This is a genomic window from Streptomyces sp. TSRI0107, assembly GCF_001905845.1.
In the GTDB taxonomy this organism is placed as follows: Bacteria; Actinomycetota; Actinomycetes; order Streptomycetales; family Streptomycetaceae; genus Streptomyces.
On the sequence record NZ_LIVZ01000004.1, the window covers coordinates 516,473 to 536,281 of the forward strand.

At 69.7% G+C, this 19,809-nt stretch carries 12 protein-coding genes; 6 read left to right on the top strand and 6 right to left on the bottom strand.

Annotated features, from left to right (window positions below; translation table 11 throughout):
• Window positions 1-35 precede the first annotated feature (35 nt).
• Genes fusA through rpsL form a run of 3 tightly spaced genes read right to left on the bottom strand, consistent with a single transcriptional unit; the run spans window position 36 to window position 3,046 of the window.
• Window positions 36-2,162, bottom strand: coding sequence for an elongation factor G (gene fusA, locus AMK31_RS12780; RefSeq protein ID WP_073940566.1), 2,127 nt, complete (start codon window positions 2,160-2,162; stop codon window positions 36-38).
• A 39-nt stretch (window positions 2,163-2,201) separates the two neighbouring features.
• Entirely contained in the window at window positions 2,202-2,672 is a 471-nt protein-coding gene (gene rpsG / locus AMK31_RS12785) for a 30S ribosomal protein S7 (protein ID WP_003998848.1), read from the bottom strand.
• Window positions 2,673-2,674: 2 nt separating this feature from the next.
• Window positions 2,675-3,046 (bottom strand): 30S ribosomal protein S12, encoded by a 372-nt coding sequence (gene rpsL, locus AMK31_RS12790; RefSeq protein WP_003948652.1) that lies wholly within the window; start codon window positions 3,044-3,046, stop codon window positions 2,675-2,677.
• 380 nt (window positions 3,047-3,426) lie between these two features.
• Here rpsL and AMK31_RS12795 point away from each other — a divergent pair, with 380 nt between their 5' ends.
• From AMK31_RS12795 to AMK31_RS42095, 6 genes are all read left to right on the top strand, one after another.
• Window positions 3,427-4,176, top strand: coding sequence for a Crp/Fnr family transcriptional regulator (locus tag AMK31_RS12795; protein ID WP_073940567.1), 750 nt, complete (start codon window positions 3,427-3,429; stop codon window positions 4,174-4,176).
• A 125-nt stretch (window positions 4,177-4,301) separates the two neighbouring features.
• Complete coding sequence (locus AMK31_RS42405) at window positions 4,302-5,489, top strand: hypothetical protein (protein ID WP_073940568.1); 1,188 nt, start codon at window positions 4,302-4,304, stop codon at window positions 5,487-5,489.
• On the top strand, window positions 5,486-7,714 hold the full coding sequence (locus AMK31_RS12805; protein WP_073940569.1) for a hypothetical protein: 2,229 nt from the start codon (window positions 5,486-5,488) through the stop codon (window positions 7,712-7,714). The genes AMK31_RS42405 and AMK31_RS12805 overlap by 4 nt, the downstream gene beginning before the upstream one ends.
• Window positions 7,715-7,748: 34 nt before the next feature.
• Window positions 7,749-9,374, top strand: a complete 1,626-nt coding sequence (locus AMK31_RS12810) for a hypothetical protein (protein WP_073940570.1) — start codon at window positions 7,749-7,751, stop codon at window positions 9,372-9,374.
• Window positions 9,371-9,925, top strand: a complete 555-nt coding sequence (locus AMK31_RS12815; RefSeq protein ID WP_241842628.1) for a Pycsar system effector family protein — start codon at window positions 9,371-9,373, stop codon at window positions 9,923-9,925. The genes AMK31_RS12810 and AMK31_RS12815 overlap by 4 nt, the downstream gene beginning before the upstream one ends.
• Window positions 9,926-9,984: 59 nt before the next feature.
• On the top strand, window positions 9,985-11,310 hold the full coding sequence (locus AMK31_RS42095; RefSeq protein WP_274535963.1) for a M48 family metalloprotease: 1,326 nt from the start codon (window positions 9,985-9,987) through the stop codon (window positions 11,308-11,310).
• A gap of 19 nt (window positions 11,311-11,329) precedes the next feature.
• On the opposite strand, the gene AMK31_RS12825 is transcribed toward AMK31_RS42095, so the two are convergent.
• From AMK31_RS12825 to rpoB, 3 genes are all read right to left on the bottom strand, one after another.
• Entirely contained in the window at window positions 11,330-11,800 is a 471-nt protein-coding gene (locus tag AMK31_RS12825) for a DUF1707 and DUF4190 domain-containing protein (protein WP_073940784.1), read from the bottom strand.
• Between the two features lie 203 nt (window positions 11,801-12,003).
• Window positions 12,004-15,903, bottom strand: a complete 3,900-nt coding sequence (locus tag AMK31_RS12830; RefSeq protein WP_073940572.1) for a DNA-directed RNA polymerase subunit beta' — start codon at window positions 15,901-15,903, stop codon at window positions 12,004-12,006.
• A gap of 94 nt (window positions 15,904-15,997) precedes the next feature.
• Window positions 15,998-19,483, bottom strand: coding sequence for a DNA-directed RNA polymerase subunit beta (gene rpoB / locus AMK31_RS12835; RefSeq protein ID WP_073940573.1), 3,486 nt, complete (start codon window positions 19,481-19,483; stop codon window positions 15,998-16,000).
• Window positions 19,484-19,809 lie beyond the last annotated feature (326 nt).

Here is a 19,809-nt window from a genome sequence, read left to right on the forward strand (position 1 = left end):
CCGGAGTCAAGCCTACGGCGTGGACGCGAGGTCCGTTACTCGCCCTTGGCCTTCGCGATGATCTCCTCGGCGACGTTCCGCGGAACCTCGGCGTAGGAGTCGAACTGCATGGAGTAGCTGGCGCGGCCGGACGTCTTGCTGCGCAGGTCGCCGACGTAACCGAACATCTCCGAAAGGGGCACGAGGCCCTTCACGACGCGGGCACCGGCCCGCTCCTCCATGGCCTGGATCTGACCACGGCGGGAGTTGATGTCGCCGATGACCTCACCCATGTAGTCCTCGGGCGTGGTGACCTCGACGGCCATCATCGGCTCGAGCAGCACGGGGCTGGCCTTGCGCGCGGCCTCCTTGAAGGCCTGCGAACCGGCGATCTTGAACGCGAGCTCGGAGGAGTCCACCTCGTGGTAGGCACCGTCGAGCAGCGTGACGCGCACACCGGTCATCTCGTAACCGGCGAGGATGCCGAACTGCATGGCCTCCTGCGCACCGGCGTCGACCGAAGGGATGTACTCCTTCGGGATGCGGCCACCAGTCACCTTGTTCACGAACTCGTACGAGGCGTCGCCGCCCTCGATCGGCTCGATCGCGATGATGACGCGGGCGAACTGGCCGGTACCACCCGTCTGCTTCTTGTGGGTGAACTCGACCTTCTCGACCGACTTGCGGATGGTCTCGCGGTACGCGACCTGCGGCTTGCCGACGTTGGCCTCGACCTTGAACTCACGGCGCATACGGTCGACCAGCACCTCGAGGTGCAGCTCGCCCATACCACCGATGATGGTCTGGCCGGTCTCCTCGTCCGAGTGGACCTGGAAGGACGGGTCCTCCTCGGCCAGGCGCTGGATCGCGACGCCCAGCTTCTCCTGGTCGCCCTTCGACTTGGGCTCGATGGCGACCTGGATGACCGGCGCCGGGAAGTCCATGGACTCCAGGATCACCGGGGCCTTGTCGTCCGACAGCGTCTCACCGGTGGTGGTCTGCTTCAGGCCCATGACGGCGACGATGTCGCCGGCGCCCACCGACTCGATCTCCTCACGCTTGTTGGCGTGCATGCGGTAGATCTTGCCGATGCGCTCCTTCTTGCCCTTGACGGAGTTCAGCACCTGGGTGCCGGACTCCAGGCGACCGGAGTACACGCGGACGAAGGTGAGCTTGCCGAGGTGCGGGTCGCTCATGATCTTGAACGCCAGCGCGGCGAGCGGCTCGTCGTCCGACGGCTTGCGCGCGATGACCTGCTCCGGGTCCTTGACGTCGTGGCCCTCGATGGCCTCGATGTCGACCGGCGACGGCAGGTAGCGCACGACCGCGTCGAGCAGGGGCTGGACGCCCTTGTTCTTGAACGCGGTGCCGCAGAACACGGGGGTGACGGTGGTGCCGCCGCCCTTGCCGGACGCGATGGTGATACGACGGATCGCGGCGTAGAGCTGCTCCACGGAGGGCTCGGTGCCCTCCAGGTACAGCTCCATGAGCTCCTCGTCGTTCTCGGCGACGGCCTCGAGCAGCTTGCCGCGGTACTCCTCGGCAGCCTCGATGTGGGTGTCCGGGATGTCGACGGTGTCGTACATCTCGCCCTTGGTCGCCTCGGCCGACCAGACCAGGGCCTTCATCGTCACGAGGTCGATGACGCCCTTGAAGTCCGCCTCCGCACCGATCGGCAGCTGCATGACCAGCGGCTGCGCGCCCAGGCGGTCGGAGATCATGTCGACACAGCGGTGGAACTCGGCACCGGTGCGGTCGAGCTTGTTGACGAAGCAGATACGCGGAACGCCGTAGCGGTCCGCCTGACGCCACACGGTCTCGGACTGCGGCTCAACGCCGGCGACGCCGTCGAACACCGTCACGGCACCGTCGAGCACGCGGAGCGAACGCTCCACCTCGACGGTGAAGTCGACGTGGCCCGGCGTGTCGATGATGTTGATGGTGTGGTCGACGTCTTCCAGCGGCCAGTGACAGGTGGTGGCAGCAGAGGTGATCGTGATGCCACGCTCCTGCTCCTGCTCCATCCAGTCCATGGTGGCAGCGCCGTCGTGGACCTCACCGATCTTGTACGAAACGCCGGTGTAGAACAGGATCCGCTCGGTGGTGGTCGTCTTGCCCGCGTCGATGTGGGCCATGATCCCGATGTTGCGGACCCTGGCCAGGTCAAGCGAAGTGGTAGCCATAAGGCTTCAGTCTTCTCTCGGTCTCGATGGGGTCTGCGACTACCAGCGGTAGTGCGCGAAGGCCTTGTTGGACTCGGCCATCTTGTGCGTGTCCTCGCGCTTCTTCACAGCGGCACCGAGGCCGTTGGACGCGTCGAGGAGCTCGTTGAGCAGACGCTCGGTCATGGTCTTCTCGCGACGGGCGCGGGAGTAACCGACCAGCCAGCGCAGCGCCAGGGTGTTGGCACGGCCGGGCTTGACCTCGACCGGAACCTGGTAGGTGGCGCCACCGACACGGCGGGACTTGACCTCGAGGGTCGGCTTGATGTTCTCGAGAGCGCGCTTCAGCGTGATGACCGGGTCGTTGCCGGTCTTCTCGCGCAGGCCCTCCATGGCGCCGTAGACGATGCGCTCGGCGGTGGAGCGCTTGCCGTTCAGCAGCACCTTGTTGATCAGGGAGGTCACCAGAGGAGAGCCGTAGACCGGGTCGATGATGACCGGGCGCTTCGGGGCGGGGCCCTTACGAGGCATTCTTACTTCTCCTTCTTGGCGCCGTAGCGGCTGCGGGCCTGCTTGCGGTTCTTGACACCCTGGGTGTCGAGCGAGCCGCGGATGATCTTGTAGCGAACACCCGGCAGGTCCTTCACACGGCCGCCGCGCACGAGCACGATGGAGTGCTCCTGCAGGTTGTGTCCCTCACCCGGAATGTAGGCCGTGACCTCGATGCCGCTGGTCAGACGCACACGCGCGACCTTACGCAGGGCCGAGTTCGGCTTCTTCGGGGTGGTCGTGAACACACGCGTGCAGACGCCACGACGCTGAGGGGAACCCTCGAGTGCGGGCGTCTTGTTCTTCTCGACCTTGTCCTGCCGGCCCTTGCGGACCAGCTGCTGGATCGTAGGCACTACTTCTCCGGTTTCTGTGTGCCGATGGGTACAGCTAACCTGGAACGTCGCCGACCCACGCGGTCGGGTGTGTCGAATCCTGCGGACTCCCGCCGCAAGGCAGAAAGAGGCGCGGATCACGGTGGCCGGTCACAGCTCCCTATGCGGTTGAAGGCACGCAGGAGAGCCAAGGCACACCCCAGGCACAAGGTCTGAGCGTACCTACCTCACGGACTTCGGTCAAAACAAATGGAGCCCACCCCGACACGCCGGACTTCTCACCTCCATACCTGCCTTTCGTCCTCCCGTCGCGCCGATGGCCGAAACACGCTCTTTCCGCGTCGGCGGTCTTGCACGTTCAGTACGTTGATCCGCCCGCGGCGACAAACGGGGGAATGCGCATGACAATAGGGACGTACGCTCCGGACGACGGCGGCCTGGACGACCGGGTGCCGTTCCTGGCACGGCTGGAGAGCGAGGACCGCTCCGCGCTGCTGGCCCTCGGCCGCACCCTGTCCTTCACCCGGCGCACGATCCTGCTGCACCAGCACGAGCCGTCCTCCCACGTGCTCTTCCTGGTGGACGGCTGGACGAAGGTCACCGCGTCGGCCGCCAACGGCTACGAGGCCCTGCTGGCGCTGCGCGGCCCCGGCGACATCATCGGCGAGTCGGCGGCGCTGACCGGGCGGCCGCGCTCCGCCACGGTCACCGCGCTTGAGCCGGTGCGGGCGGTGGCCCTGGAGCGGGAACGCTTCCGCGACTTCCTGGGGCGCTCCCCCGCCGTGTCGTTCGCCCTGCTCGGCCTCACCGCGGACCGCACCCGGGCAGCCGACCGGCGCCGGCTGGAGTTCGCGTCGATGAGCGTCCGCGAACGGCTCGCCGTCCTGCTCCTCGAACTCGCCCGCACCCACGGCCGGCGCACCCCCGACGGCGTCGAACTCGCCGTACCGCTCAGCAAGCAGGAGCTGGCCGGCTCGGTGGGCGCCTCCCGCGAGATGGTGCAGCGGCTGCTGAAGGAACTCCGGGACAAGGAGGCCGTGATCACCGGCCGCCGCACCCTGCTGATCCGCCGCCCGGACGTCCTGCGCCGCATCGGCGCCACCGCCCCGGCGCCCGGAATCCCCGCGCCGCCGGGGCCCCGCGAGGAGTGACCCGCGGGTCCCAATCGCCCATCTGTGCACACGGTCACACTCCGAATGGGTCATCCGCCCTCACCACCACACGCCCCGGACGACCACTCTGCTGCATGCCCGCCACCCCCGTTCGAGAGGCGACCATGAGCGACCCCGTGAGCCGCACGATCCTGCTGCTGGACATCGAGAGGTTCAGCGACCGGGACGACGTGGAACAGGCGTACCTGCGGCGCATGCTCTACGACATCACCGACCGCACCCTGGAACGCGCCGGCATCGACGAGACCCGGCGGCTGCGGGCCGACCGCGGGGACTCGGTGATGGAGCTCATCGACGCGAACGCCCCCGTCACGGCACTGCTGCGGGCCCTGCTCACCGAAGTGCCGGCCCAGTTGCGGGCGGTCAACCGCATGGCGTCCCGCTCCGCGCAGATCCGGCTGCGCGGCGTGGTCGCCTCCGGCTGGGTCGCCGTCGACGACCGGGACGGCTGGGTCGGCTCCGACCTGAACCACGCCTGCCGTCTGCTGGACGCCGACGTGCTGCGCGCCGCGCTGCGCGAGCGCGCCGACGACTTCGCGCTGTGCGTCTCGGACGGCCTGTACGCCGGTGTCGTACGGCACGACCACCCGGGCATCCCGGCCGACGGCTTCCACGCGGTGACGGTGGCCAGCAAGAACGGCCCGCTGACGGCCTGGCTGCACGGGCCGCTCCCCGCCGGCGGCTTCGGGGCGGCCCACACGGACCACGGTGAGAGGGGGAAGGGGGACGCGCCGGGCGGATCGGGGGACCGCCCGGCGCCTCCCACGCCGGAGGGCACGCGGGCGTCTGCGGCTTCGGCAGCTGGTGGTGAGCTGGTCCGCTCGGGTTCAGCCGGCGACGGGGGGCAGGCGCATGGGGCCGCGGCCGACGAGGGCGAGCACGCGCCTGCGGCCGTCACTGGTGACGGCGAGCACGCACCGGGGGCCGCCGGCGGCGACGGACGGCGTGCACCTGCGGCCTCCGCCGGCGACGGGCGGCACGCCCCTGGAGCCTCCGCCGGCGACGGCGAGCACGCGCCCGCGGCCCCCGCAGCCAACGGCAACCACACCCCCGCAGCCCCCACGGCCCCCGCGGCCGACGGGCGGCACCAGAGCGGCCCGGCGTCGGACGGATCGGGGGCCCCGGCGCCGGGCTCCGGGCTGCACGTCAGTGGCGGCTCGGTCAGTTTCGGCGGGGGCTACGCCGCGGGCGACCAGCACGCGGTGTCCGGCGGGCAGGTCACCGGCGACGTCGTGATGGGCGGCAAGCAGGTCGTCATGGGCGACAAGGCGCAGCGGGGTGAGCGGCCGTGACCGCCGGGCAGGAGCCGCAGGGCCCGGCACCGGCGGCGCCGGGCGGCGGGCCCGCGCCGGACCAGGGCGGCGACCCGGCCCCGGACGAGGCCCGCAAGGAGGGCGGCGCCGAGGAGTCCGAGGAGCGGGACCAGCCGCAGAACGCCTGGTCGGCGCGGCGCGACCTGGTCGACCACAGCCCCCGCACCATGAACGTCGGCGCCCGCACCAGCTTCGGCGGCGGCTACGCGGCCGGCGACCAGCACGGCGTCAGCGGCGGCCGGGTCACCGGCGACGTCATCATGGGCAGCAAGACGGAGATCCACCACTGGTCGTTCTCCGGGCTGTCCGCCGCCGCCTCCGTCACCGCCTCCGGCGAGATCCCCCGCGCCAGGCTGGACCGGCTCGCCGAGTCCTTCGTAGCCGCCGAGGAGACCGTCGAGGGCCTGCTGGACCGGCTGCGCCGCGAACGCGTCCTGGTGCTGTCCGGCGCCCGCTTCACCGGCCGCCGCACGGCCGCGCTGATGCTGCTGCACCGGCTCGGCGCGTCCCCCGTGCACGTCCTGGACCGCGACACGTCCCCCGGCGCGCTCTCCGAGCGCCTGACCGCACCCGCCGACGGTGCCGGCGGCACCCGCGGCTACGTCCTGTGCGACCTGGCGACCCGGCGCGGCAGCCCGCTGCGCGAGCCGCACGTGCTCGCCGCCCGGGACCGGCTCGCCGAGCAGGACGCCTACCTGGTGATCACCGTCGGCCCCACCGCCGTACTGGAGGACGTGCCCGCCGTCGAGTGGCGGCCGCCCGCCGCCGAGGACGTGCTGAGCGCGCACCTGCGTGCCGTGACGGACGAGGAGACGGCCGGGCGCCTGCTCGGCCTGCCGGACGTCAAGGATTTCCTGGGCCGGGGCCACCAGTTGCGCGAGATCGCCGCGTTCGCCCGGCTGCTCGGCCGGTACGCCGCCGGGGAGGTCACCGAGCAGGCCGTCGCCGACTTCTCCCTCATCTCCCTGGAGAACCAGGTCCAGGAGTGGTTCGAGGAGGACGAGAGCGCCGTACACCTGCGGGACAAGGCGTTCCTCGTCGCGCTCGCCGCGTTCGACGGCGGCCCGTACGCGCTCACCGCCGAACTCAGCGACCTGCTCTACCGCTTCCTCCAGAAGACCGAGAACCCGGCCCGCGTCCCCGAGGTCCCCGTCTTCGGCACCCACATGGGCAAGCGCCTGCAACTGGCCCGCGCCGAGCGGTACGAGGGCGACGAGCACACCGAGTGGGGCCCGGTCACCCAGACGAAGGCGGCGTTCGCCGACGACCGGGTCTCGCTGGTGCTGCTGCGCGAGGTGTGGACGGGCCACCCGTCCGCCCGGCCCGCGCTGACCGAGTGGCTGCGCCGGCTCGCCGACGACGGCCGCCCCCTGGTCCGCACCCGGGCCGCGTCCACCGTCGCCGTCCTCGCCCGCACCGACCTGCCGTCCGCGATGGCGCTGGTCATCGAACCGTGGGCGCTCTCCAACCGGTTCCGGCACCGGCTCGTCGCGGTCAACTCCCTCACCCTCGCCCATCTCATCGACACGCCCAACATCCCGCGCATCCTCGACGGCTGGTCCGAGGACGGGGACCGCCGGCTGCGCTGGGTCGCCGTCCGCGCCTACGCGCTCATCGGACCGGAACGGCCGGAGCAGGCCCTCGCCGCGCTGCGGCAGGCCGCCCGCCGCCTGTACGCCGACCTCGGCGACCCCGACGACTTCGACCGGGAGATGGCGGCGGAGCTGGCCGAGGCCGTGGAACTGCTGCTGCTGTCGCCCGCCGCCGCCCAGGTCCTCGCCGAACTGCGGGAACACCTCGACGACGACCGGGCCGTGCACGATCTGACCCTGGGCGGCTTCATCAACGCCTGCCGCCGCACCGAGGGCGACGAGCGGTACGGCCTGCCGCTCGTCCTCGGCTGGTACGCCCGCGCCACGACCGACGACCAGGCCGCCGCCGACGGCATCGCGCTCCTGTGGCGCCGGGCGCTGGGCGACCCGAACGCCACCCGGCCCGCCCTGGACCTGCTGCGCGAGTGGGTGCTGATCGCCGCCCGTTCGACGGCCACCGAGTGGGCGCTCGCCGCGCTCCTGCCACGGCTCGTCACGACCACGCCCGAGTACCAGCGGCTGAGCCACCTGCTGCGCACCATGCCCGGCGAGGACGGCAATCCCCCGCCGCCGGTCGCCGCCCGCCTGCAGACCACCCTCCCGGTCCGCTGACGGACCCCGGCACGTCCCCGAGGAGACACGCACCATGCCCACCTTCCACCGCCAGCCGGAGTGGCAGCAGCCGGCGGACCGGCACACCCGGCTGATCGACCCGGTGCTCACCGTGCGGCAGCTGTCGCGCTTCGAGCTGTCGCTGAAGCATGTGGTCCGCATCGACCACGCGCTGGTCTTCTCGACCCCGAAGGGCGGATACGAGGCCTACCCGCCGCCCCAGCGGCCGTCCCGCAGCGAGATCATGGCCCACCGGTACACCGCCGTGTACGAGGTGGACATGGGCGTCCATCCCTTCACCGACACCCTCACGCTGCCCAGCGACAACGACGCGTTCGAGTTCACCGCCGAGGTGGACGTCTCCTGGCAGGTGCTCGACCCGGCCCGGTTCGTGGCCGGCGGGATCCGGGACGTACCGGCGCTGCTGCTCGGCGAACTCCAGCAGACGGCCCGGCCCGTGACCCGCCGCTTCAGCATCGCCGACAGCGCGGCGGCCGAGGCGGAGCTGCTGAAGGCGGTCCACCTCGTCGGCCCGCTCGGCGCCCCCGCCGGACTCCAGGTCACCTGGACCCTGCGGCTGCGGCGCGACCAGGCGAACATCGAGCACCAGCAACGGCTCCAGGCCATCGACCACTCCGCGACCGAGCAGATCCACACGGCGCAGCAGGGCATGCGGGTCGACGTCGAGATGGACCACCGCCACCGGCAGCAGGACGCCCTCCAGCTCGGCCGGGCCATGGACTACGGCCGTCAGCAGCAGGAACTCATCCTCCAGCAGCAGCGCTGGCAGCACGAGCAGGCGCTGCTCCAGGGGCAGCACATGGTGGAGCTCCAGCAGATCGAGGCGCAGAAGATCGCGTTCTACCAGTGGCACCTCCAGCAGGGCGGCGTCCAGGCCTGGGCGCTGCACCTCGCCCAGCACCCCGAGGACTCCGGGCTGGTCATGAGCAGCATGCGCGAGGACCAGCTCCGCATGATCCAGGCCCAGATGGACCTGGTGAAGGAACTCCTGAGCGGCGAGGGCGCCGAGAAGTTCGAACTGGAGGGCCCCAAGCAGCTCGCCCTGCGCACGGTCAGCGACATCCTCAACCAACGCCTCCCCGGCGTACCGCAGAACCCTCCTCTGCTGCCTCCGACGGCGCCCACCCATCCGGACGCGGGTCAGGCCGGCGGGACGAACGACACCGCGCCGGGACAGGTCACGCCCGAGACGTCGGTTCCGGGTGTTCCGAGTGCTCCGGAAACCGTGACCCCGCCGGCCGGCACGGTATTCGGTCCGCCCACGCCGTACGCCCAGCAGCCGGCACCCCCCACACCGACGCCGACGCCCTACGCACCATCGCCCATGCCGTACGCACAGCCGCCGGTGATGCCGCACGCACAGCCGACCGCCCCGTACGCCCCTCCCGCCGCCCCGTACCCGCCCTACGCGGGCGGGCCGATGCCGGGTGTCCCGGCCACGCCGAGCACCCCTCCCGCACCTCCCGTGCCGACTGCCGCCTGGCAGCCCCCGCCCGGCTACGGCACCACCCCGACCGCGCCTCCGCAGCCGGACCCGACGACGCCTCCCGCCGCCTCCGCACCGGACGCCCCGCAGGACGGCACCTCACAGGACCGCGCCTCACAGGACGCCACCCCGAAGGAGACCCCCGGTTCATGACCACGGTCGACCCGGTGCCCCCACCGACCACCGGCACGCCCACCCCACCCGCCACCGGTCCGGCCCGCACCCAGGTGTGCGAGCGGCTGCTGGCCGACCTCCGTACCGAGATCGCCAGGGCCGACAGCAAGGCGGCGGTCCTGGTCGCCGCGCTCGGTATGACCGCGGGCGTGTTCAGCGGCCTGCTCGCGGGGCGGGACTGGACCCCGGACGCGCTCGCGGCGTCCGGCACCGCGCTGTGGTGGGCCGGGACCGCGTCCCTCACGTTCTCGCTGGTCGCGCTGCTCCTGGCCGTGCTGCCCCGGTACCGGGCCGGGTCCTGGGCGCCGGGACAGCCCCTGTCGTACTTCGGTGACATCCGGCGGGCCGTCCGGACGGGCCGGCTGGACGACGCGCTCGCCGACACCGCGGCCGACCCCACGGCCGGCCTGGTCGCGGCGCTCACCGAGACCAGCCGGATCGCCTGGCGCAAGCACCAGTGGATCCGCGCCGGGCTGATCGCCTTCTGCACCGGCACGCTCCTGCTGCCCGCATCCCTGCTGATCGGCTGACCCCGGGTCCGCCGCCACCCCAGCCCCCAGTCGAACGAAGGCCAAGTGAAGGAACCACGATGACCCAGCAGCCTCCACCGTCCCCACCGGAGTACCCGCAGCAGCCAACCCAGGCGCAGCCGCCCCACATGCCCCCGCAGTACCCCCAGCCACAGCCTCCACAGCCCCAAGCCCAGGTCCCACCGCAGTACCCCCACCCCCAGCCGCCGTACCCGCAGCCGCAGCCCCAGCCGCCGTACGCGCAGCCCCAGCCGCAGTACCCCACCCAGTCCCAGCCCCACCCCGCATACGGCCCCCCTCCTCCCCAGTACCCGACCGCGACCCCACCGGGGCCCGCCCCCGCCTACCCCGCACCCGGCATCACCCCGCCCCCGGCACCCCCCGCGCCCTCCGGAACCGCCCCCGCGGCCACCCTCTCCGCCGACGACCCCGCGCACCCCCACCACATCAGCACCGACCGCAGCCGGATCCACATCTCCGCCCAGCAGCGCCGCACCGACGCCACCGCCGTCGGCAACCTGCTCCTCTACCTGCCGAACTTCCTGTGCAGCCTCCTCGTCGTCGGCCTCCTCTCCCTCGTCTTCGGCGACCTCGGCTTCCTGCTCGTGCTCGCCTGGCTCGCGAGCGGCGCACTCGTCTTCCACCGGCCGACCGAAAGCGCCCTCGCGCGCCATTTGCTCCGCTTGCGCTACCCCACTCCACAAGAACGAGCCAGACTTGAACCCGTCTGGCGCGAGGTCACCGCCCGTGCCGGCGTCGAGGGCCGGAACTACGAGCTGTGGGTGGAGGACAGCGACAGCCTCAACGCGGTCGCCGCCGCCGGCCACATCGTCGGCGTCACCCGCTTCGCCATGAACGAGCTGCCCAACGGCGAGCTGGCCGCCGTCATGGCGCACGAGCTGGGCCACCACGTCGGCGGGCACGCCTGGTCGGGACTGCTCGGCTACTGGTACGCGCTGCCCGGCCGGATCGCCTGGCGGGTGCTCCGCGTGGTCACCGCCCTGCTGTTCCGGGTCTCCCGCGTGTTCTCCTGCTTCGGCGTGCTGTTCTTCGGCCTGTTCGTCGGCGGTATCGCCCTGGCCACCATCAGCACCCTGTACGGGCTGCCGCTGCTGATCCTCGGCATGCCGTACGCGCTCGCGGCGGTCGGCCGGCGGGCCGAGCTGCGGGCCGACCAGCACGCCGCCGCGCTCGGCTTCGCCCCGATGCTGGTCGCCGTACTGGACAAGCTGCACCAGCAGGAGCAGCAGCAGGCCGCCGCTCTCGCCGCCGCCAACGGCGGTGTCCCGCTGGCCGAGAGCCCGGTCAGCAAGCTGCTGGCCTCACACCCCGACTACCACACCCGGCTGCACCACCTGCAGGCCTACCTGCAGCCGCACCGCTGACCGGTCCGCCCGCCCGGGCTCAGCCCGGGCCCGACAGGGCCGTCACCAGTGCGACCAGGCCCACCAGCAGCGCCCAGCCGGCGACGGACACCCAGCCGAGCACCAGCCCGATCAGCGCGAGCCCGTCGCCGTCCTCGTCGGAGCGCCGTATCTCGGATCGCGCCGCGTGCCCCAGCACGACCGCCGGTATGCCGGTCAGGCCCATGGTGGGCAGGCAGAGCAGCCCGCAGACGGCGGCGCCGAGCGCCTTCCCGTTCGTCTTCGGCCGGTGCACCGGCATGAAGGTCCGGGGCACCGCCATGAGGGCCGAGGGATGCGGTGCGGGGCCCTGCGGCAGGTCGGCGACCAGCAGCGCCAGCTCCCCCACCGTACGAGCCGAATAGGCCCGCGCGACCCGCTGCTCGAACTCCCTCTGCTCCATCCGCCCCTCCCCGTAACCAGCTCTGAGCACGTCCACGGCACGCTCCCGGTCGGCGTGCGAGGCGAGCATCGACGGGGCACTGTGCTGCCACGAGGGATACGACGACTGCGACACGGGCACCTCCCGGAACGCGAAGTCCCTCCATCATCCGCCGAGGCGGCATTTCCGGCATCGGGGTCCTACCCGGAGAAAACCCGGACACGCCGAAGGGCGGCCACCCTGAGGGTGACCGCCCTTCGTCTCAAGCCACTCAAGCGACTCGAGCGACTCGCTTACTGGTTGTACGGACCGTAGTCGTAGTCCTCCAGCGGAACGGCCTGGCCGGAGCCCGTGCCGAACGGCGAGTAGTCGATGTCGTCGTAGCCGACGGCCGAGTACATCGCGGCCTTGGCCTCCTCGGTCGGCTCGACCCGGATGTTGCGGTAGCGGGACAGACCCGTACCGGCCGGGATGAGCTTACCGATGATGACGTTCTCCTTGAGGCCGATCAGGGAGTCGGACTTGGCGTTGATCGCCGCGTCCGTGAGGACCCTGGTCGTCTCCTGGAAGGACGCCGCCGACAGCCACGACTCGGTCGCCAGCGAGGCCTTGGTGATACCCATGAGCTGCGGACGACCGGAGGCCGGGTGACCGCCCTCCTGGACCACACGACGGTTCTCGGTCTCGAACTTCGAGCGCTCGACCAGCTCACCGGGCAGCAGCTCGGCGTCGCCGGACTCGATGATCGTCACGCGGCGCAGCATCTGCCGGATGATGATCTCGATGTGCTTGTCGTGGATCGACACACCCTGCGAGTTGTACACCTTCTGGACCTCGCCGACCAGGTGGACCTGGACGGCACGCTGACCCAGGATGCGCAGCACGTCGTGCGGGTTGGTGGCACCCACGGTGAGCTTCTGGCCCACCTCGACGTGCTCGCCCTCGCTGACCATCAGACGGGCACGCTTGGAGATGGGGTAGGCCATCTCGTCGCTGCCGTCGTCCGGGGTGACGACGATCTTCTTGGTCTTCTCGGTCTCCTCGATCCGCACGCGGCCGGAGGCCTCGGAGATCGGGGCGACACCCTTCGGGGTACGGGCCTCGAAGAGCTCGACGACACGCGGCAGACCCTGGGTGATGTCGTCACCGGCCACACCACCGGTGTGGAAGGTACGCATCGTCAGCTGGGTACCGGGCTCACCGATGGACTGGGCGGCGATGATGCCGACCGCCTCACCGATGTCGACCAGCTTGCCGGTGGCCAGCGAACGGCCGTAGCACATGGCGCACGTGCCGACCGCGGACTCACAGGTCAGGACCGAGCGGGTCTTGACCTCGGAGACGCCGTTGCGGATGAGCTCGTCGATGAGCACGTCGCCCAGGTCGGTGCCGGCCGGGGCCAGCACCTTGCCGTCCACGACGATGTCCTCGGCGAGGCAGCGCGCGTACACGGACGTCTCGACGTTCTCCTCCTTGAGGAGCGAACCGTCCTCGCCACGGGTGGCGATGTGCAGCCGCAGACCGCGCTCGGTGCCGCAGTCCTCCTCGCGGATGATGACGTCCTGGGAGACGTCCACCAGACGACGGGTGAGGTAACCCGAGTCGGCGGTACGCAGAGCGGTGTCCGCCAGACCCTTACGGGCACCGTGCGTGGAGATGAAGTACTCCAGCACGGAGAGACCCTCACGGAAGCTGGCCTTGATGGGCCGCGGGATGGTCTCGTTCTTGGCGTTCGACACCAGACCGCGCATACCGGCGATCTGGCGCATCTGCATCATGTTTCCTCGGGCGCCCGAGTTCACCATCATGAAGATCGGGTTGATCTTCGGGAAGTTGTCGTTCATCGCCTCGGCGACCTCGTTGGTCGCCTTGGTCCAGATCGCGATGAGCTCCTGGGTGCGCTCGTCCTTGGTGATCAGACCGCGCTCGTACTGCTTCTGGACCTTCTCGTCCTGCGCCTCGTAGCCGCGGACGATCTCCTTCTTCGCCTCGGGAACGACGACGTCGGAGATGGCCACGGTGACACCGGAACGGGTGGCCCAGTAGAAGCCGGACGCCTTCAGGTTGTCGAGCGTCGCCGCCACGATGACCTTCGGGTAGCGCTCGGCCAGGTCGTTGACGATCTGGGAGAGCTGCTTCTTGCCGACCTCGTAGTCGACGAACGGGTAGTCCTCGGGCAGCAGCTCGTTGAAGAGCGCGCGGCCCAGCGTGGTGCGCAGCGTGAAGCTGTCACCCTGCTGCCACTCCGGCTCGCCCTCCTCGCGGACCGGCGGCTCCCAGCCCCGCGGCGGGATGGTGCCCACCGGGAAGCGGATGTCGACCGGCGCCTGCAGCGACAGCTCGCCGGCGTCGAAGGCCATGATCGCCTCGGCGACGGACGCGAAGGCACGGCCCTCGCCCTTGATGTCGCGGCCCTCGGCGTCCGTGGTGAGGAAGTACAGACCCAGCACCATGTCCTGGGTCGGCATCGTCACCGGACGGCCGTCGGCGGGCTTGAGGATGTTGTTCGAGGACAGCATCAGGATGCGGGCCTCGGCCTGCGCCTCCGCGGACAGCGGCAGGTGCACGGCCATCTGGTCACCGTCGAAGTCCGCGTTGAACGCGGTGCAGACGAGCGGGTGGATCTGGATGGCCTTGCCCTCGACCAGCTGCGGCTCGAAGGCCTGGATGCCGAGGCGGTGCAGGGTGGGCGCACGGTTCAGCAGCACCGGGTGCTCGGCGATGACCTCTTCGAGGACGTCGTACACCACGGTGCGGCCGCGCTCGACCATGCGCTTGGCGCTCTTGATGTTCTGCGCGTGGTTCAGGTCGACCAGGCGCTTCATCACGAACGGCTTGAACAGCTCCAGCGCCATCGCCTTCGGCAGACCGCACTGGTGCAGCTTCAGCTGCGGACCGACGACGATCACGGAACGCGCGGAGTAGTCCACACGCTTGCCGAGCAGGTTCTGACGGAAACGGCCCTGCTTGCCCTTCAGCATGTCGCTGAGGGACTTCAGCGGGCGGTTGCCGGGTCCGGTGACCGGGCGGCCACGACGGCCGTTGTCGAACAGCGCGTCGACGGCCTCCTGGAGCATGCGCTTCTCGTTGTTCACGATGATCTCGGGCGCACCGAGGTCGAGAAGGCGCTTCAGTCGGTTGTTCCGGTTGATGACACGGCGGTACAGGTCGTTCAGGTCGGAGGTCGCGAAGCGGCCACCGTCCAGCTGCACCATCGGACGCAGGTCCGGCGGGATGACCGGCACGCAGTCGAGCACCATGCCCTTGGGGCTGTTGCTGGTCTGCAGGAACGCGGAGACGACCTTCAGGCGCTTGAGCGCACGGGTCTTCTTCTGGCCCTTGCCGGTACGGATGATCTCGCGGAGCTTCTCGGCCTCCTCGTCGAGGTCGAAGGACTCCAGGCGCTTCTGCAGCGCCGCGGCACCCATCGAGCCGTCGAAGTACGTGCCGAAGCGGTCACGCAGCTCGCGGTAGAGCAGCTCGTCGCCCTCGAGGTCCTGGACCTTGAGGTTCTTGAACCGGTTCCACACCTCGTCGAGGCGGTCGATCTCGCGCTGCGCACGGTCGCGCAGCTGCTTCATCTCGCGCTCGGCACCCTCGCGCACCTTGCGGCGCACATCGGCCTTGGCGCCCTCGGCCTCCAGCTCGGCCAGGTCGGACTCGAGCTTCTTGGCGCGGGCCTCCAGGTCGGCGTCGCGGCGCTGCTCGATCTGCTGGCGCTCGACGGAGACGTGGGCCTCCAGCGAGGGCAGGTCGCGGGTACGGCGCTCCTCGTCGACGTACGTGATCATGTACGCCGCGAAGTAGATGACCTTCTCCAGGTCCTTCGGGGCGAGGTCGAGCAGGTAGCCCAGCCGCGACGGAACGCCCTTGAAGTACCAGATGTGCGTGACGGGGGCGGCCAGCTCGATGTGGCCCATCCGCTCGCGGCGCACCTTGGCGCGCGTGACCTCGACGCCACAGCGCTCACAGATGATGCCCTTGAAGCGGACGCGCTTGTACTTGCCGCAGTAGCACTCCCAGTCCCGGGTCGGACCGAAGATCTTCTCGCAGAAGAGTCCGTCCTTTTCCGGCTTGAGGGTGCGGTAGTTGATGGTCTCGGGCTTCTTGACCTCGCCGTGGCTCCACTGGCGGATGTCGTCAGCGGTGGCCAGGCCGATCCGGAGCTCGTCGAAGAAGTTGACGTCGAGCACTATGCGTCAATCCCTCTCAGGGTTGTGAGTCTTTGGGTCTGATACGGGGGTCCTGGGGCCGGCCGGGGCTTTGTGAGCCCCGGCCGAACTCCCGTCAGACCTCTTCGACGCTGCTCGGCTCGCGCCGGGACAGGTCGATGCCGAGCTCCTCCGCAGCGCGGAAGACGTCCTCGTCGGTGTCGCGCATCTCGATGGACATACCGTCGCTGGACAGCACCTCCACGTTCAGGCAGAGAGACTGCATCTCCTTGATGAGCACCTTGAAGGACTCGGGGATGCCGGGTTCGGGGATGTTCTCGCCCTTGACGATGGCCTCGTAGACCTTCACGCGGCCGGTGACGTCGTCGGACTTGATGGTCAGCAGCTCCTGGAGCGCGTAGGCGGCGCCGTACGCCTCGAGTGCCCACACCTCCATCTCGCCGAACCGCTGGCCACCGAACTGGGCCTTACCACCCAGCGGCTGCTGGGTGATCATCGAGTACGGACCGGTCGAACGGGCGTGCAGCTTGTCGTCGACCAGGTGGTGCAGCTTCAGGATGTACATGTAGCCGACCGAGATCGGGTCCGGGAACGGCTCACCGCTACGGCCGTCGAACAGCCGTGCCTTGCCGGACGGGAGCACCATGCGCTCGCCGTCGCGGTTCGGGATGGTGTGCTGCAGCAGACCCGCCAGCTCGTCCTCGCGGGCACCGTCGAAGACCGGGGTCGCGACGTTGGTGCCGGGGGCGACGGAGTCGGCGCCGATCGCCTGGAGGCGCTGCGCCCACTCGTCGGCGAGGCCGGAGACGTCCCAGCCGCGGCTGGCGAGCCAGCCGAGGTGGATCTCCAGGACCTGTCCCGGGTTCATTCGGGACGGCACACCGAGCGGGTTGAGGATGATGTCGACCGGGGTCCCGTCCTCGAGGAACGGCATGTCCTCGATGGGCAGGATCTTGGAGATGACACCCTTGTTGCCGTGGCGGCCGGCGAGCTTGTCACCGTCGGTGATCTTGCGCTTCTGCGCGACGTAGACGCGGACCAGCTGGTTCACGCCCGGCGGCAGCTCGTCGCCCTCCTCGCGGTCGAAGACGCGCACGCCGATGACCTTGCCGGTCTCGCCGTGCGGCACCTTCAGCGAGGTGTCACGGACCTCACGGGCCTTCTCACCGAAGATCGCGCGCAGCAGGCGCTCCTCGGGCGTCAGCTCGGTCTCACCCTTGGGCGTGACCTTGCCGACGAGGATGTCACCGGCGATGACCTCGGCACCGATGCGGATGATGCCGCGCTCGTCGAGGTCGGCGAGGACCTCCTCGGAGACGTTCGGGATGTCCCGGGTGATCTCCTCGGGGCCGAGCTTGGTGTCACGGGCGTCGACCTCGTGCTCCTCGATGTGGATCGAGGAGAGGACGTCGTCCTGCACGAGGCGCTGCGACAGGATGATCGCGTCCTCGTAGTTGTGACCCTCCCACGGCATGAACGCCACGAGCAGGTTCTTGCCGAGGGCCATCTCACCGTTCTCGGTGGCCGGACCGTCGGCGAGGACCTGGCCCTCGATGATCCGGTCGCCCTCGTGGACGATGACCTTCTGGTTGACCGAGGTGCCCTGGTTGGAGCGGGCGAACTTGGCCAGGCGGTACGTGATGTACGTGCCGTCGTCGTTGGCGGTGGTGATGTAGTCCGCGGAGACCTCCTGGACCACACCGGCCTTCTCGGCCTTGACGACGTCGCCGGCGTCGACGGCGGAGCGGTACTCCATGCCGGTGCCGACGAGCGGGGCCTCCGCCTTGATGAGCGGAACGGCCTGGCGCATCATGTTCGCGCCCATGAGGGCACGGTTGGCGTCGTCGTGCTCGAGGAACGGGATCATGGCGGTCGCGACCGACACCATCTGGCGCGGCGAGACGTCCATGTAGTCGACGTCCTCGGGGCTGACGTAGTCGACCTCACCGCCACGGCGGCGCACCAGGACGCGAGCCTCGGAGAACCGCAGCTCGTCGTTGAGCGTGGCGTTGGCCTGCGCGATGACGAAGCGGTCCTCCTCGTCGGCGGTCAGGTAGTCCACCTCGTCGGTGACCTGGCCGTCGACGACCTTGCGGTACGGGGTCTCGACGAAACCGAACGCGTTGACCCGGCCGTAGGAGGCGAGCGAGCCGATCAGACCGATGTTCGGGCCTTCGGGCGTCTCGATCGGGCACATACGGCCGTAGTGCGACGGGTGCACGTCACGGACCTCGAAGCCGGCCCGCTCACGGGACAGACCACCCGGGCCGAGCGCGGACAGACGACGCTTGTGCGTCAGCCCGGACAGCGGGTTGTTCTGGTCCATGAACTGGGACAGCTGGCTGGTGCCGAAGAACTCCTTGATGGAGGCGACGACCGGCCGGATGTTGATCAGGGTCTGCGGCGTGATCGCCTCGACGTCCTGGGTCGTCATGCGCTCGCGGACGACACGCTCCATACGCGCCAGACCCGTACGGACCTGGTTCTGGATGAGCTCGCCGACGCTGCGCAGACGACGGTTGCCGAAGTGGTCGATGTCGTCCGTCTCGACGACGACCGTCTCGCCGCTGTCGCCGACCGTCTCGGTCTCGCCGGCGTGCAGCTTCACCAGGTACTTGATCGTCGCGATGACGTCCTCGACGGTCAGGATGCCCGCGTCGAGCGGAGCGTCCGCACCCAGCTTCTTGTTGACCTTGTAGCGGCCGACCTTGGCGAGGTCGTAGCGCTTCGGGTTGAAGTAGAGGTTCTCGAGCAGCGTCTGCGCGGCCTCACGCGTGGGGGGCTCGCCCGGGCGCAGCTTGCGGTAGATGTCGAGCAGCGCGTCGTCCTGGCCCTGGGTGTGGTCCTTCTCCAGGGTGGCGCGCATGGACTCGTACTCGCCGAACTCCTCGAGGATCTGCTCGGTCGTCCAGCCGAGCGCCTTCAGGAGGACGGTCACGGACTGCTTGCGCTTGCGGTCGATGCGGACACCGACCATGTCGCGCTTGTCGATCTCCATCTCCAGCCAGGCACCCCGGGACGGGATGATCTTGGCGGAGAAGATGTCCTTGTCGGACGTCTTGTCGATGCTGGAGTCGAAGTACACACCCGGCGAACGGACCAGCTGCGACACCACGACACGCTCGGTGCCGTTGATGACGAAGGTGCCCTTGTTGGTCATGAGCGGGAAGTCGCCCATGAAGACCGTCTGGGACTTGATCTCGCCGGTCTCGTTGTTGGTGAACTCGGCCGTGACGAAGAGCGGCGCGGCGTACGTGAAGTCGCGCTCCTTGCACTCGTCGATCGAGTTCTTCGGCGGCTCGAAGCGGTGGTCGCGGAAGGTCAGGGACATCGACCCGCTGAAGTCCTCGATCGGGGAGATCTCCTCGAAGATCTCCTCCAGACCGGACTTGGTGGGGACGTCCTGACCGTTCTCGAGGGCCTCCTCGACGCGAGCCTTCCACGCGTCATTGCCGAGCAGCCAGTCGAAGCTCTCGGTCTGGAGCGCGAGAAGGTTCGGAACCTCGAGGGGCTCCTTGATCTTTGCAAAGGAGATGCGCAGCGGGGCGGTGCTGGCAGCGTTGTTCGTATTCGCGGTCGAGGCGTTGCGCGAGGCGGCCAAGAGGGGGTCCTTCCGAGGGCTCGGACTCACTACGCGCGTACCGGCCCCTCCCCCAGGCGTGGGACTCAAATCCCCAGGTCAGGGGAGATTCGGTCGCCGGTGCTCGGGTGAGGGCAGACCCCTGGTGACGGGCAGGGGACAGCTAACAGGCAGCGCAAAGGGTCAGTGTAGCCACTCGGCACACTGATGTCCAGTCCCACATTTCGGAGACCCATCTGTTCTCAACGCCTGCGCCATGCCTGCCCTCAACGCACGTTGATACTGCCCTCTTCGTCGTCGATCCATGCCTCGGATTCGGACCGTTGTGACGACGCGTCCTGAGAATT

Excerpts from the sequence above, each read along its gene's own strand:
- fusA (WP_073940566.1), bottom strand. The coding sequence starts at position 2,162 with ATGGCTACCACTTCGCTTGACCTGGCCAGGGTCCGCAACATCGGGATC.
- rpsG (WP_003998848.1), bottom strand. The coding sequence starts at position 2,672 with ATGCCTCGTAAGGGCCCCGCCCCGAAGCGCCCGGTCATCATCGACCCG.
- AMK31_RS12795 (WP_073940567.1), top strand. The coding sequence starts at position 3,427 with ATGACAATAGGGACGTACGCTCCGGACGACGGCGGCCTGGACGACCGG.
- AMK31_RS42405 (WP_073940568.1), top strand. The coding sequence starts at position 4,302 with ATGAGCGACCCCGTGAGCCGCACGATCCTGCTGCTGGACATCGAGAGG.
- AMK31_RS12810 (WP_073940570.1), top strand. The coding sequence starts at position 7,749 with ATGCCCACCTTCCACCGCCAGCCGGAGTGGCAGCAGCCGGCGGACCGG.
- AMK31_RS12815 (WP_241842628.1), top strand. The coding sequence starts at position 9,371 with ATGACCACGGTCGACCCGGTGCCCCCACCGACCACCGGCACGCCCACC.
- AMK31_RS42095 (WP_274535963.1), top strand. The coding sequence starts at position 9,985 with ATGACCCAGCAGCCTCCACCGTCCCCACCGGAGTACCCGCAGCAGCCA.
- AMK31_RS12825 (WP_073940784.1), bottom strand. The coding sequence starts at position 11,800 with ATGCTCGCCTCGCACGCCGACCGGGAGCGTGCCGTGGACGTGCTCAGA.